General features: G+C 60.4%; 12 protein-coding genes. 6 read left to right on the top strand and 6 right to left on the bottom strand.

Features of this window, described 5'->3' with window-relative positions; translation table 11 throughout:
- From HBH25_RS16605 to HBH25_RS16625, 5 genes are all read left to right on the top strand, one after another.
- Positions 1-584: NCS2 family permease (locus tag HBH25_RS16605; RefSeq protein ID WP_168085062.1), on the top strand; the 584-nt coding region annotated here is incomplete at its 5' end.
- Complete coding sequence (gene trmA, locus HBH25_RS16610) at positions 581-1,663, top strand: tRNA (uridine(54)-C5)-methyltransferase TrmA (protein ID WP_168085063.1); 1,083 nt, start codon at positions 581-583, stop codon at positions 1,661-1,663. The genes HBH25_RS16605 and trmA, both read left to right, overlap by 4 nt.
- 139 nt (positions 1,664-1,802) lie before the next feature.
- The gene (locus HBH25_RS16615) at positions 1,803-3,443 is read left to right on the top strand and encodes a phosphoethanolamine transferase (protein WP_168085064.1); all 1,641 of its coding nucleotides are present in this window, start codon (positions 1,803-1,805) and stop codon (positions 3,441-3,443) included.
- A 48-nt stretch (positions 3,444-3,491) separates the two neighbouring features.
- Positions 3,492-4,907, top strand: a complete 1,416-nt coding sequence (locus HBH25_RS16620) for an MFS transporter (protein ID WP_229631956.1) — start codon at positions 3,492-3,494, stop codon at positions 4,905-4,907.
- A 113-nt stretch (positions 4,908-5,020) separates the two neighbouring features.
- The gene (locus HBH25_RS16625; RefSeq protein WP_168085065.1) at positions 5,021-5,881 is read left to right on the top strand and encodes a shikimate dehydrogenase; all 861 of its coding nucleotides are present in this window, start codon (positions 5,021-5,023) and stop codon (positions 5,879-5,881) included.
- 39 nt (positions 5,882-5,920) lie between these two features.
- On the opposite strand, the gene HBH25_RS16630 is transcribed toward HBH25_RS16625, so the two are convergent.
- The 4 genes from HBH25_RS16630 to HBH25_RS16645 all read right to left on the bottom strand — a co-directional run bounded on the left by HBH25_RS16630 (position 5,921) and on the right by HBH25_RS16645 (position 10,564).
- A complete protein-coding gene (locus HBH25_RS16630; protein ID WP_168085066.1) occupies positions 5,921-6,583 on the bottom strand; it encodes a TetR/AcrR family transcriptional regulator in 663 nt (220 codons plus the stop codon).
- Positions 6,584-6,676: 93 nt separating this feature from the next.
- Positions 6,677-8,590, bottom strand: coding sequence for a 3-dehydroshikimate dehydratase QuiC (gene quiC / locus HBH25_RS16635; RefSeq protein ID WP_168085067.1), 1,914 nt, complete (start codon positions 8,588-8,590; stop codon positions 6,677-6,679).
- Between the two features lie 186 nt (positions 8,591-8,776).
- Positions 8,777-9,745: a DMT family transporter gene (locus HBH25_RS16640; protein ID WP_168085068.1), complete on the bottom strand. Its 969-nt coding sequence runs from the start codon at positions 9,743-9,745 to the stop codon at positions 8,777-8,779.
- Positions 9,746-9,748: 3 nt separating this feature from the next.
- A complete protein-coding gene (locus tag HBH25_RS16645; protein ID WP_168085069.1) occupies positions 9,749-10,564 on the bottom strand; it encodes a sugar phosphate isomerase/epimerase family protein in 816 nt (271 codons plus the stop codon).
- Positions 10,565-10,833: 269 nt separating this feature from the next.
- Here HBH25_RS16645 and HBH25_RS16650 point away from each other — a divergent pair, with 269 nt between their 5' ends.
- Positions 10,834-11,658, top strand: coding sequence for an aldo/keto reductase (locus HBH25_RS16650; RefSeq protein ID WP_168085070.1), 825 nt, complete (start codon positions 10,834-10,836; stop codon positions 11,656-11,658).
- Between the two features lie 15 nt (positions 11,659-11,673).
- Here HBH25_RS16650 and pcaG read toward each other — a convergent pair whose 3' ends face one another.
- Complete coding sequence (gene pcaG, locus HBH25_RS16655; protein ID WP_168085071.1) at positions 11,674-12,279, bottom strand: protocatechuate 3,4-dioxygenase subunit alpha; 606 nt, start codon at positions 12,277-12,279, stop codon at positions 11,674-11,676.
- Between the two features lie 14 nt (positions 12,280-12,293).
- Positions 12,294-13,013, bottom strand: coding sequence for a protocatechuate 3,4-dioxygenase subunit beta (gene pcaH / locus HBH25_RS16660; RefSeq protein WP_168085072.1), 720 nt, complete (start codon positions 13,011-13,013; stop codon positions 12,294-12,296).
- Positions 13,014-13,078 lie beyond the last annotated feature (65 nt).

Genomic DNA, 13,078 nt, shown 5'->3' on the forward strand with positions numbered 1-13,078 from the left:
TCGGCCTGGTGAGCGTGATCTTCGCCTTCCTGTTCGTGGACCTGTTCGACAACTCCGGCACCCTGATCGGGGTGGCCAAGCGTGCAGGGCTCATGGGCAAGGACGGCCACATGCCCAAGATGGGCCGGGCGCTGATCGCCGACAGCACTGCGGCCATGGCCGGGTCCCTGCTGGGCACCTCCACTACCACCAGCTACATCGAGTCGGCGGCAGGCGTGAGTGCCGGCGGGCGGACGGGCCTTACCTCCATTGTGGTAGGCGTGCTGTTCCTGCTGGCACTCTTCTTCGCACCGCTGGCCGGTAGCGTTCCGGCCTATGCCACCGCCCCGGCCCTGCTGTTCGTGGCCGTGCTCATGGCCTCGGGCCTGGCAGAAATCAACTGGGACGACATCACCGAAGCCGCGCCTGTGGTAGTCACTGCCCTGGCCATGCCCCTCACCTACTCCATCGCCAATGGTATCGCCTTCGGCTTTATCACCTGGACGGCCGTGAAGCTGGCCTCCGGCCGCCTGCGGGACCTGAACCCGGCGCTGGTCATCCTGTCGGTGCTGTTCGTGATCAAGCTGGCGTGGTTCAACGCATGACTGCCGTAAACCCGGCGGGGTACGCCGAGCAACTGCAAGCCAAGGTCGATCGCCTTCGAGGGCTGCTTGCACCTTTCGATGCGCCTGCACCACAGGTATTCGAGTCCCCGCGAGAACACTACCGCCTTCGGGCGGAGTTTCGCCTGTGGCGCGAAGGTGGCCAGCGTCACTATGCGATGTTCGCGCCTGGGGATAACCGCACGCCCATTCTGATCGACCAGTTTCCAGTGGCCAGCCAGCGCATCAATGCGCTGATGCCGCTGCTCAAAGCAGCGTGGCACGCGGACGAAAACCTGGGGCACAAGCTGTTCCAGGTAGAGTTCCTGACCACCCTGGCAGGCGATGCCCTGATCACTTTGTGTTATCACCGCCCGTTGGACGCCCAATGGGAAGCCGCTGCGCAGGCTTTGGCAACAAGGCTTGGTGTGTTTGTGATCGGCCGCTCGCGGGGCCAGCGCGTGGTGCTTGGCCAAGACTTTGTCACCGAGCAGATGACCGTCGCCGGCCGTACCTTCAGTTATCGCCAGCCCGAGGGCGCGTTCACTCAACCCAACGGCACTGTGTGCGGGCATATGCTCAACTGGGCCCATGAGGCCCTTGGCGAACGCGAGGATGACCTGCTGGAGCTGTACTGTGGCAACGGTAACTTTACCTTGCCGCTGGCTACACGCGTGCGCAAGGTACTGGCCACCGAAATCAGTAAAACCAGTGTGGCGGCTGCCTTGCACAACCTGGCCGACAATGGGGTGGACAACGTGACGCTAGTGCGTTTGTCCGCCGAAGAGCTGACCCAAGCCCTCAATGGCGTGCGCGAATTCCGCCGGCTACAGGGTGTAGACCTGACCAGCTATCAGTTTGGCACTGTCTTTGTGGACCCTCCCCGCGCCGGCATGGACCCAGACACCTGCGAGCTGGCCCGCCGCTTCGATAACATTCTGTACGTGTCCTGTAATCCTGAAACCCTGGCAACCAACCTGGAACAGCTCAACAGCAGCCACCGTATCGAGCGCTGCGCCCTGTTCGATCAGTTCCCGTATACCCACCATATGGAAGCCGGGGTACTGCTCGTTCGTCGCTGAACCCTGCCTTAACCCGGGGCCTGTGCCCCGGCGTTTCACATTTTCTTCACGCGCTGCTCACTCCGTACTTACGAATTCGCCTCTACCCTCTGCGCCGACCCCGTTTCCGGGCTTGCCCACGCGCTCAGGCAGAGTGTCCATGACTGTCGCACGCCGTTTCCCCGCCATCGGTTCTTCCCGCATGGTGATGCTGTTCTCGGCCTTTCTGGTCGTCGCATTCAACGTTGCCAGCTGGCATGCCCTGGCCACACTTGTGGAACTTCAAGGCCTCAAGCGTCTGCTGTTCGAAGCGTCTTTTGGCGTGTTCCTGTGGTCTGCCTTTACCCTGCTGTTTATCGGGTTTTCGTTCCGCCCCCTGCTCAAACCCGTGCTGAGCCTTACCGTGCTGGGTGCCGCAGCGGCCGCCTACTTCATGGGTAACTACGGCGTTGCCATTGACACTGTGATGATGCAGAACGTGATGGAGACCAACCCGGCCGAGGTGGCGGACCTGCTCAGTGCAAAAATGCTGGCCTACCTGCTGCTGCTCGGTGCTCTACCTGCCGTACTGATCTGGGTGTGGCCTGTGCGCTATGCGGCACCGTTGCGCGGGCTAGCCAACAAGCTGGGCGTCGCCCTGTTGGCTGCCCTGCTGTTAGTAAGCGCCGTGGCCGCGTTCTACTCCACCTACGGCCCTCTGCTGCGCCAGCATGACCAACTGACCCACTTCATCAACCCCACTAACTTCATCTATGCCGGCGCCAAGCTGGCCAAGGAGCAGTTGGGTTTGCATGAGCACCTGACCGTCCAGCCCATAGGGACTGACGCGGCTCAACAGGCACCAGGACCACGCAAGCAGTTGATGATTTTCGTGGTAGGTGAAACCGCCCGCGCCGATCACTTTTCCCTCAACGGCTATGGCCGGGATACCAACCCTGAGTTAAGCCGGCTCGATGTACTGAACTACACCCAGGTCCATTCCTGCGGCACCTCGACCGCCGTGTCGGTGCCGTGCATGTTCTCGATGTTCGAGCGCAAAGACTACACCGACAAAAAGGGCAAGACGGTCGAGAGCCTGCTGGATGTCTTCCAGCACGCTGGCGTGAAGGTGCTGTGGGTTGAAAACAACAGTGACTGCAAGGGCACGTGCCTGCGTAGCCCTCACCGGGACATTCCGAAAAACCAGCCCGGCCCTTATTGCGATGGCCACAACTGCCTGGACGAATCCCTTCTTGAGGGCCTGCAGGCCGACATTGACTCAATGGACGGCAATGGGGTGATTTTCCTTCACTCCGACGGCAGCCATGGCCCGGAGTACTACCTGCGGTATCCACCGGCGATGGAGCGCTTCACGCCGGTCTGCCATACCAATCAGTTGGGCAGTTGCAGTAGCGAGTCCCTCAACAACGTGTACGACAATACTATTGTGTACACCGATCATTTCCTGGCCCGCGTGGTCGACCTGCTCAAGGCCAACCAGGCCCGCTTCGACACGTCCATGTGGTACGTCTCAGACCATGGTGAGTCACTGGGCGAAAATGGGCTGTACCTCCATGCGGCGCCTTATGCCATTGCGCCGGAAACCCAGAAGCACGTGCCCATGGTGCTATGGTTCGGCCAGAACACACTGGCTGATGCCGGCGTGTCTCGCGACTGCCTGGCGGCGAAGCGCGATGAGGCTGACTTAAGCCATGACGTTGTGTTTCATTCGCTGCTTGGCCTGTTCAATGTGCAGACCCAGGTTTATAAACCTGCCTTGGACATCTTCAGCAGTTGCAGGGACAGGGCCCCGCCCGGTTGACAAACACCGCCCTGGGACCGTTATGGCACACGCTGACCAGGAGGGTATTTGACTACACCAACGGCTTTGACCTTGCCGCCTTCACGCGCACGGTGGCTGGCGTTGCTGGTGGCGGCAGCGTTCTTCATGGACAACCTCGACGCCACTGTGATTGTGACGGCGCTTCCTGCCATGGCCTTGTCCTTCGGGGTACAGGCGGTGGATGTAAACATCGGTATCACCGCCTACGTGCTTACCTTGGCCGTATTCATTCCCGCCAGCGGGTGGGCCGCAGAACGCTTCGGCCACAGGCGTGTGTTCATGGCCGCACTGGCCGTGTTTACCGCCGCCTCAGTACTGTGCGCGGCCAGCCAGGCCCTCTGGCAGTTCGTGCTGGCGCGCGTGCTGCAAGCCATAGGCGGGGCCATGATGGTGCCCGTGGGGCGGTTGGCCGTGCTACGCAATACCGAAAAACATCACCTGCTTGGGGCGATCGCACTCATCACGTGGCCCGGCTTGATTGCGCCCGTGCTGGGGCCGCCCTTGGGTGGTTTCATCACCCGTTATGCGTCTTGGCATTGGATATTTCTGTTGAACCTGCCGCTTGGCACACTCGCGCTGATGTTTGCCTGGCGCCTGATGCCTCAAGCACCGCTTTTGAAGGAGGATCACCTCCCCTTCGACTGGGTAGGGTTCGTGTACTGTGCGCTGGGATGTGGCGCGTTAGTGTATGGCCTGGAGCAGATAGGCCAACGGCCAGCCGCCGCTGCAAGTTACCTGTGGCTGGCAGGCAGCACCATGATGCTGTGGGTGTTGGTGCGGCATTTGCGGGTGGCACCTGCCCCACTGCTGCGGCTGGGCGTTTTGGAAACACCCACCTATGCCGTCACCGTACGCGGCGGTTTCCTGTACCGGGCAACCGTCAGCACCGCACCCTTTCTACTGCCGCTGATGTTTCAGCTCGCATTTGGTCTGGACCCCCTCCACTCCGGCTTGCTGGTGCTGGCGTTGTTTGCCGGCAACATCGGCATGAAACCAATGACGTCCCGAATCCTGCGCCGCCTGGGCTTCAGAACGACGTTGCTGGGCAGCATCGCCGTACTGGCGATCACAACGTTTGCCTGTGCGCTGATCACTGCGAGCACGCCCTTGTGGGTGGTTGTACCCGTGCTGGTAGTGTCCGGCATGGCACGCTCCATGGGCTTTACCGCTTACCAGAGCCTGGCATTTGCAGACATTCCTTCACCATTGATGGCACCCGCCAACACCCTGTTCAGCATGGTCCAGCAACTGGCCTTCGGCTTGGGTGTTGCCCTGGCAGTGATCCTGCTACGGGTGGCCCAGGGTGTACTGGGGCTACCTGAAGCCAGTGAGCCGGTCTTCCATGCCGTGTTCATCATGGTAGGCCTGCTGACCTTGGTTGCCACCTTGGACGTGTGGAGGCTTCCTGCCGACGCCGGCACTGCAGTTTCCAGGCCCCAGTGACCGATTGCCGCCCGGTTTCGACGCGACCCCATGACAGATGCCAGGAAAGCCATTGACCCAGGTAACCGGCTGGTACAATTTAACGCGAGCCAACAATAACAACGGAGTTCTCCATGACCGCCACCCCTCCCGGTAGTATCCTCGCGGGCCTGATCGGTTCGGGCATTCAACTGTCACGCACCCCCGCCATGCACGAGCAGGAAGGCAAAGCCCAAGGGTTGGGTTATGTGTATCGGCTCATCGACCTCGATACGCTCAAGCTGGACAACACCGCGCTGGAGGCGCTGCTGACGTCGGCCCAACGCATGGGTTTCACAGGGCTCAATGTCACCTTCCCTAGCAAGCAAGCCATCATCCCGCACCTCGATGCGCTGTCACCCGAGGCTAAAGGGATTGGCGCTGTGAACACCGTGGTGCTCAAGGATGGACAGCGCGTGGGCCATAACACCGATTGCCTGGGCTTTGCCGAAGGCTTCAGGCGCGGCCTTTCGCAGGCGGCGCGCGAACACGTGATCCAGATGGGCGCAGGCGGCGCGGGTTCGGCCGTGGCTCATGCCCTGTTGATGGAAGGCGTGAAGCAGCTAACCGTGTTCGATGTGAACCCCAAGAGCGCGCATACCCTGGTGGATAACCTGAACGCGAACTTCCCTGGCGAACGCGCCAAGGTCGGTGCCGACCTGACCGTGGATATGGCTACAGCGGACGGCCTGGTCAATACCACGCCTATGGGTATGGCCAAGCTGCCAGGTACCCCAGTGCCACGCGGCTTGCTGCGCGCGGACCTGTGGGTGGCAGAGATTGTGTATTTTCCCTTGGAAACCGAGCTGCTACGCGATGCCCGTGCGCTGGGCTGCCGCACCCTGGATGGCAGCACCATGGCGGTGTTCCAGGCGGTAAAAGCCTTTGAGCTGTTTACCGGCCTGCAAGCCGATGCCGAGCGCATGAGCGCGCATTTCCATAGCATGAACGGGTAACGCGACTGGGGAAGGTGGGTGGCAGCTTGCCGCCCCTGCCTATGCCCTCACGAACCTGACCAGCGCCTCCACGATCATCGCCCTATGGTGCTGCTTGAGCGCGGCATCCTCGAAGTCCACCTGAAAGATTTCGCCAAAGGTGTGCTTGTTCGATACGCGGTAGAAGCAGAACGAACTGATCAGCATATGGACGTCGATGGCAGCCAGGCCTTCACGGAACACACCGCTTGCAACACCTTTGGCCAACAGGGCTTCAAGCTGGAGCAGCACGGTGTGGTTCATGCTGCGAATAGCGCTGGATTGTTTGATGTACTCGCCTTGGTGGATGTTTTCGTTACACACGATGCGTACAAAATCCACGTTGCGGTCATGGTGGTCAAAGGTGAATTCCACCAGGCGCTTCAGGCCTTCGAACGGCTCCAGCTCGGTCAGGTGCATGCTGCTTTCAGTATGTCGAATCTCGCCATACAGCTTTTCCAGCACTTCGACGTACAGTTGTTCCTTGCTGCTGAAATAGTAGTAGATCATCCGCTTGGAGGTGTGCGTGCGCTCGGCAATGGCGTCAACGCGCGCGCCTGCCAAGCCCTGGGCCACGAACTCAGTAATGGCCGCCTGGAGAATGTTTTCGCGGGTTTTCTCAGGGTTGTTCTTGCGGGTACGTCGTGGTGCGTCAGGCACGCTCACGTCTTGTGCTGTTGTCATGGGCTGTGGGCCTGTAGGGATCAGCGGTAATTATGTGCCCCTAGGCAACAGGAAGGAAGCCGCTCCAGGGCTGAGCCGCTTCCCTCCTGATATTTACAGCCGAGCCTGGCGGGCGGCACCGCTGCGTGCCTTGGCCATGGCGGCCAGGCGCACTGCCACATTGGCCGCGCCATAACCGGCATAACCACCGCGGCGTTGAATGACTTCAAAGAAGAAGCGGTTCTCGAAGGGTTCGGTGTAGACGTGGAACAGTTCGCCGCCGTTGGCGTCGCGGTCATACAGCACGTTGAAGTAGGCCAGCTCGCTCAGAAACTCGTCATCGAAGTCAAAACGGGCTGCCAGGTCGTCGTAGTAATTCAGTGGAATTTCCAGCAACGGCAAGCCCGCTTCCTTGGCCTGGGTAACGGTGGCAAAAATGTCGTCGCAGTCGAAAGCAATGTGATGTACGCCCGACCCGCGATAGGACGACAGCGCATGGGAAATCGCCGTGCCACGGTTTTCGGAAATGTTGAGTGGCAGCCGTACCGAGCTGCAACGGCTACGGATGGCGCGGCTTTTTACCAGGCCGTAGGGGTCGGGCAATACCACTTCGTCATCGGCCGTGAAGTCCAGTACGGTTTTATAGAACAGCACCCAGGTGTCCAATGCCTCCGGAGGCAACGCCATCGCCATGTGGTCGATGCGGTTAAGCCTGCCTGCTGGCCCCTGAGCCTGGGCGTTGAGGTTGAAGTCCGTGTCGTAGATGGTGCGGCCTTGGGCGTCTGGGTCTACCAGGTACAACAGGCTGCCGTCAGGGGCGCGTACCGCTGCCAACTCTCGCTCGTTGGGCCCTACCAGGCCCCGGTAAGGCTGGGCCTGGTAGTCCACAGCGCGCTGCAAGCCTTTGGCGCTGTCCGGCACCCGCAACGCGGTCGCACAGAGCGAAGGCCCGTGGGCTTCGAAGAAATTATGAGCGAAGGAATAGGGTTCGGAATTGAGGATCAGGTTGATATCGTTCTGCCGTAGCAGCGTCACACTTTTCGAGCGGTGCTGCCCTGCCACGGTAAAGCCCAACTGCCCCAGCCAATGCTTGAGCTTGGCGCCGGTGCTTTCGTCTACGGCAAATTCCAGGAATTCGACGCCGTCGTAGCTGGCCACAGGCGGGGTGGAAAACAGTGGCGCGGTACTCGCCTTGTCAGTGCCCTCACGTGCCAGCAATTCGCGCGTCTTCTCCTCCAGGTACAGCAGCGAGCGCAACCCATCGGCAGCGTTGGCACGTGGGGGCGCAGCACGAAAGTCGTCGTTGAAGATTTCCAGCGACAGCGGCCCTTGGTAACCCGTCTTGAGGATAGGCGCAAGAAAACCTGGCAAGTCGAAATCGCCCTGCCCTGGGAAGTTGCGGAAGTGACGGCTCCACTCCAGCACGTCCATGGCCAGCAGGGGCGCATCGGCCATTTGCACAAAGAAGATTTTGTCGGCCGGCAGCTGCGCAATGCCCGACGGGTCCCCACGCAGAGAGAGCGTATGGAAACTGTCCAGGATCACACCCAGGTTGGGATGGTCTGCGGCTTTAACGATATTCCACACCTGCTGCCAGGTATTGACGTGGCGGCCCCAGGCCAGGGCTTCGTAGCCAATGCGCAAGCCATGCACCGCCGCCCGTTCGGCCAGCAGGCGCATATCGTCCACCAGCACCTGGTGCTCACCTATGGCGTCCGGTGCCACGTTGCTGCACACCAGCACCAGGTCAGTGCCCAGTTCCTGCATCAGTTCGAACTTGCGCTCGGCACGCTCCAGGTTGCGGGCCATGCGCTCGCGGGGAATGCCCTCGAAGTCCCGGAAGGGTTGGAACAATGTGATGGCGATGCCCAGGTCCGCACACATCTGGCGGATTTCCCGAGGGCTGCCGTCGTAATAAAGAAGATCATTTTCGAAGATCTCCACCCCATCGAAGCCCGCTGCGGCAATGGCTTCGAGTTTTTCCGGCAAGGTGCCGCTGAGGGAAACGGTGGCGATCGAACGGTGCATGCTCTACTCCTGAGGGCGCGTGGGCAATGGCCCATGACCCAACGGCCACCGCGCACCACTGACCGGCTGGCTAGGCCGAATGCTTTGGGTTTTGTGGGTAGGTTTATACCTGAAAACAATCCTGCGCAAGCGTACCAGCTGGTTAGTATTCCGTTCGATTACCGCCCGCTTCGCACCTGTCAGGCTTCACGCGGTCTTTGCGGCGGGCGCCTGTGTATTACCCCCAGCGCCTGAAGGCTGGGGCTGTGCTGCGGCTAAAGGTGGCGAGGCTGGGCGCGCGCGCCGCTGTACCCAGGCAGCGGCTATGCCACTGCCGCAGATCACTGCGATGCCTATGACGGTGGTCGTGGTTGGGCTGTGGCCGAACACCAGGAACCCGTAGATGCCTGCAAATACGATCTGGCAATAGCCTAAAGGGGCAAGCAGCGCAGGCGGGGCGTAACGAAACGCTTGGGTGAGCAGCAGGTGCGCGGTCATCCCGCAGGCTCCCAGCGCGATCATGAACAGCCCGTCGAACCAGGTAGGCCAGTGCCAGAAAAAGGGCACCACTGCGCTCATGAGCACGGTATTGAAGATACCGGCGAAGAAGTTGCTGGTGGTAGGGCTGTCCACCTCTGCTACTTTACGGGTCAGTATCTGGTAGAAGCAGAAGCACAACGCTGAGCCGAAAGGGAACAGGATGGCAGGGGTAAACAGCTCGCCCCCGGGGTGCACAATGGTCATCACGCCGCCGAAGCCCACCAGCACTGCCGCCCACTGGCCAGCGCTCACACGCTCGCCCAGCAAAGGCACCGACAACGCCGTCACCATCAGAGGCGCAAGAAAGTTGACCGCCGTAGCCTCCGCCAGGGGTATGTATTGCAAGCCGGACACGAACAGCAGGCTGGTACCTAGCAGGCAAAGGGCTCGCAGTACCTGGTGCCAGGGGCGCCGCGTGCGCAGTATGCGCAGCCCGGATTGCGGCAGGAAGATCCCCATCATCAGCAGCGTGTGCACCAGATAACGCACCCAGATCACTAACATGACCGGGTAGATGCCGGACAGGTACTTGGACAGCACGTCATGGCTGGCGAACAACAACGTGGCGATCACGATCAGCAGCATGCCCTTCAGCGGTTGGCTGGTACCGGTGAGCGACGAAGTGGAATGGGTCATCGGTTAAAGGCGTTCCAGTACGCGGCGGGTGGCGTCCAATGCCAGGGTAGCGCGCTCCAGCGCACTCTTGCCCTGCTCCATCAGGCGGCGGGTCGGGATTTCAACACTGATCGCAATACCCTTGGGCAGTGCTTGCAGCAGGCCCGGCAAATCGCAGTCACCCTCGCCGGGCAGGCACCGCTCATGGCGTGCCTCGTACAGTATCTGGTCCATGTCGGTAGGTGCAGGGCCGGCTATATCACACAGCTGAGCGTAGCGCATCCAGGCTACCGGCAGCTGTTCCAGTTGCGACAAGTGCGAGCCTGAGCGGTTGAAATGAAAAGCGTCCACGAGGATGCAGCCATTGGGCTGGCCGGCTTGCGCCACCACCTGAGCCGCAGTGGCGAGGTCAGGCACTTGGGTCCATGGCATGAACTCCAAGTGGGGGTGGAGGCCGTAGCCTATGGCTAGCTCACACAGTGCAGCGAAGCGTGCCGCGCATCGATCCAGGTCCGGATCATTGCCTGCCACCAGCAACTCCGTGGCACCGCATTGGGCACCAAATGCCAGGTGAGGCTCGAACAAGCGGATGTCCGTTTCAGGCTTGAGCCGCAGGATCTCCAGGTCCAGCACTTTCACGCCGGTGTCTTTTAAACGCTGGAGGGTGGCTTTGCGCAGATAAGGGTCGTTCAACAGCGCAAAGTGATGTTCTTGCGCCGTGGCCGGCTCAGTGCGCAAACCTACGTGGCTATACCCTGCCCGGGCCGCGACCTCGATCATGTCTACCGGTGACAGTTCCAGTACGGTCAGTGCAGCCAGGGAGAACACACGCTGCGTCATCAAGCACCTGCCACAGTTGAAGTTGGTGTATTTAGAACCCAGTTTGCGCGTCCGGACAAGCCTGTTCTTCTGGCATCAGTTCAATGCAGCCTACCCGGCCAGCGATAAAAAATGCAGTTAACCTTACCGTGCCAAAGCCTGGATAAGCGTGGGCGATCTTCGCCCCCTTTGTAAGCGAGGCCATTGGCGCCAGGGGAGCAGGCTTCCTACAATCAGGCATCGAGTGCCCGAACACCATACGAACAGACTGATTCATCGAGGAAGCCTTCATGCACACCCTCCACAATGCCCATGGCCTGAACATGCCCAAACTGGGCCTGGGCACTTGGCCCATGCTAGGCCCTGAATGCACAACCGCTGTACTGAGCGCACTGGACATGGGCTACCGGCACATCGACACGGCGACGGCCTATAACAATGAAGCCGCCGTTGGCGCCGCACTTACCCACACCTCCGTGGCGCGGGACGCTATTCACGTGACCAGCAAGGTGTGGTGGGACCAGCTGGCGCCTGCGGCCATGCAGGCCTCGTTCGACGCCAGCCTCAAGGCCTTGAACACGGACTATATCGACCTGTTCCTGATTCACTGGCCAGGCCGGGAGGGCTGGAACATGGACGCCAGCCTGGAAGCACTGGCGGCGATCAAAGCCAGTGGCAAAGCCAGAGCCATTGGGGTGGCCAACTTTCCGCTCGCTCTCATGCGCCGGGCCTTCGAAACGCTGGGCATTCCGCTGGCGGCCTTGCAGGTGGAATACCATGTGGCCTTGAACCAGCAGCCCTTGCTGGACTTCTGCCGCACCCATGATCTAGCCCTGACCGCCTACAGCCCCCTTGCGCGCAACCAGGTGTCGAGCTACCCCGAACTTCAACGCATCGCGCAGAAGCACGGTGTGCTGCCTACGCAGGTCGCCTTGAAATGGCTGCTAGACCAGGGCGGCGTGGCTGCTATTCCCAAGGCTGCCAGTGTGAAGAACCAGCAGAGCAACCTGGACGCGTTCAAGGTACGGCTGGATGACGAGGACCGGGCGTTGATCGCCGGGCTGCCCAAGCACAAACGCTTGGTGAGCCCGGACTTCGCGCCCGCGTGGGATTGAAAAGCTGCAGGCCTGTTAGAAGTCGAAGAACACCGTTTCGCCCTCGCCTTGCACACGAATATCAAACCGGTACGCAGTTTTGCCTTCCACTTCGCAGCGCTTTGCAATCAGGGTTTCACGGCGTTGCGGTTGTTCGATCAAGTTAAGGATCGGGCATTTGGCATTGGCTTGGGCTTCGTCATCGAAGTAAATGCGCGTTTGCAGGTGAATGTTGATGCCCCTGGCGAACAGGCTCACGTTGATGTGCGGCGCCATTGGAATACCCGCCGTGGTCGTCACAACGCCTGGTTTGATTGTATGCAGGTTCCACTCCCCGGCATCGAACGTGGTGGCGGTTCGGCCAAAGCTGTTGAACGGCTTGTCCAGGTTGTATTCAGTGTCGTAGCGCCCTTGGCTGTCGGCTTGCCAGAACTCCAGAAAGGAATCGCGGATCAGGTGGCCGTTGCCGTCGTACACGTTGCCTAGAAGCAAAATATGCTCCCCTGGCGCGCCGGGTTTAGCCATTTCATTCCAGATTTCCTGATCGCGGGTCGGGTTACCGGCAACCCCTAAGGCAAGGCCGATATGCACGTAAGGGCCAGCGGTCTGCGAAGGGGTTTCCTGCAGGTATTGAACAGGCATGTGTATCACTCCTCTCAGCAGTTTTCGAAATGGGTCTGGCGCTGGCCACGCAACACGATGTCAAACCGATAGGCCAGGCAATCCATAGGGTTGGCGTTAGTCATGTCCAGGCGTGCAACCAAGCTCTGTACGGCCTCAGGGTTGGCAATCGACTTCACAATGGGGCACATAGGGATGAGGGGGTCCCCTTCGAAATAAAGTTGGGTAATCAGGCGGGTAGCAATGGACGGCCCACTGACTGACACGTGAATGTGGGCCGGGCGCCAGTCGTTAGGGCCGTTGCGCCATGGGTAGGGGCCTGGTTTGACGGTTCGAAAACTGTAATAGCCTTCCGCGTTCGTACGGGTACGGCCCACGCCACCGAAATTAGGGTCCAGCGGCGCCAGGTAGCGGTCATTCTTGTGGCGATAGCGACCGCCGGCGTTCGCTTGCCAGATTTCCACCAAGGTTTGAGTCACTGGCTTGCCGAACTGGTCCACTACGCGCCCGGCAAGAATGATGCGCTCGCCAATGGGTAACCCGCCCTGATTGAAATTCAGCAGCAGATCGTTGTCGAATCGTCCAAGTTCGAGGTGTGAGAAGTCCGGGCCGGTACTTTCGCTGGCGGTTTGCGGAATGCTGACCAAAGCCTGGCGGGGCGAGCGCGGCACCGAAGTCTTGTAGTCAGGGGTCAGCGCCTTGGGGTGCCAGTTGCGGTCACGGATCATGAAACGACGGGTGTCTTGTTCAGACATGTCGAGCTCCTGTTCTTGGATTTATAGGGCGTATCGGCAAATACACAGGCAGTGAGTGTCGAACA

Origin of the sequence: Pseudomonas quercus (assembly GCF_012033695.1) — a bacterium.
GTDB classification, from domain to species: domain Bacteria; phylum Pseudomonadota; class Gammaproteobacteria; order Pseudomonadales; family Pseudomonadaceae; genus Aquipseudomonas; species Aquipseudomonas quercus.

Excerpts from the sequence above, each read along its gene's own strand:
- trmA (WP_168085063.1), top strand. The coding sequence starts at position 581 with ATGACTGCCGTAAACCCGGCGGGGTACGCCGAGCAACTGCAAGCCAAG.
- HBH25_RS16615 (WP_168085064.1), top strand. The coding sequence starts at position 1,803 with ATGACTGTCGCACGCCGTTTCCCCGCCATCGGTTCTTCCCGCATGGTG.
- HBH25_RS16625 (WP_168085065.1), top strand. The coding sequence starts at position 5,021 with ATGACCGCCACCCCTCCCGGTAGTATCCTCGCGGGCCTGATCGGTTCG.
- HBH25_RS16630 (WP_168085066.1), bottom strand. The coding sequence starts at position 6,583 with ATGACAACAGCACAAGACGTGAGCGTGCCTGACGCACCACGACGTACC.
- quiC (WP_168085067.1), bottom strand. The coding sequence starts at position 8,590 with ATGCACCGTTCGATCGCCACCGTTTCCCTCAGCGGCACCTTGCCGGAA.
- HBH25_RS16640 (WP_168085068.1), bottom strand. The coding sequence starts at position 9,745 with ATGACCCATTCCACTTCGTCGCTCACCGGTACCAGCCAACCGCTGAAG.
- HBH25_RS16645 (WP_168085069.1), bottom strand. The coding sequence starts at position 10,564 with ATGACGCAGCGTGTGTTCTCCCTGGCTGCACTGACCGTACTGGAACTG.
- HBH25_RS16650 (WP_168085070.1), top strand. The coding sequence starts at position 10,834 with ATGCACACCCTCCACAATGCCCATGGCCTGAACATGCCCAAACTGGGC.
- pcaG (WP_168085071.1), bottom strand. The coding sequence starts at position 12,279 with ATGCCTGTTCAATACCTGCAGGAAACCCCTTCGCAGACCGCTGGCCCT.
- pcaH (WP_168085072.1), bottom strand. The coding sequence starts at position 13,013 with ATGTCTGAACAAGACACCCGTCGTTTCATGATCCGTGACCGCAACTGG.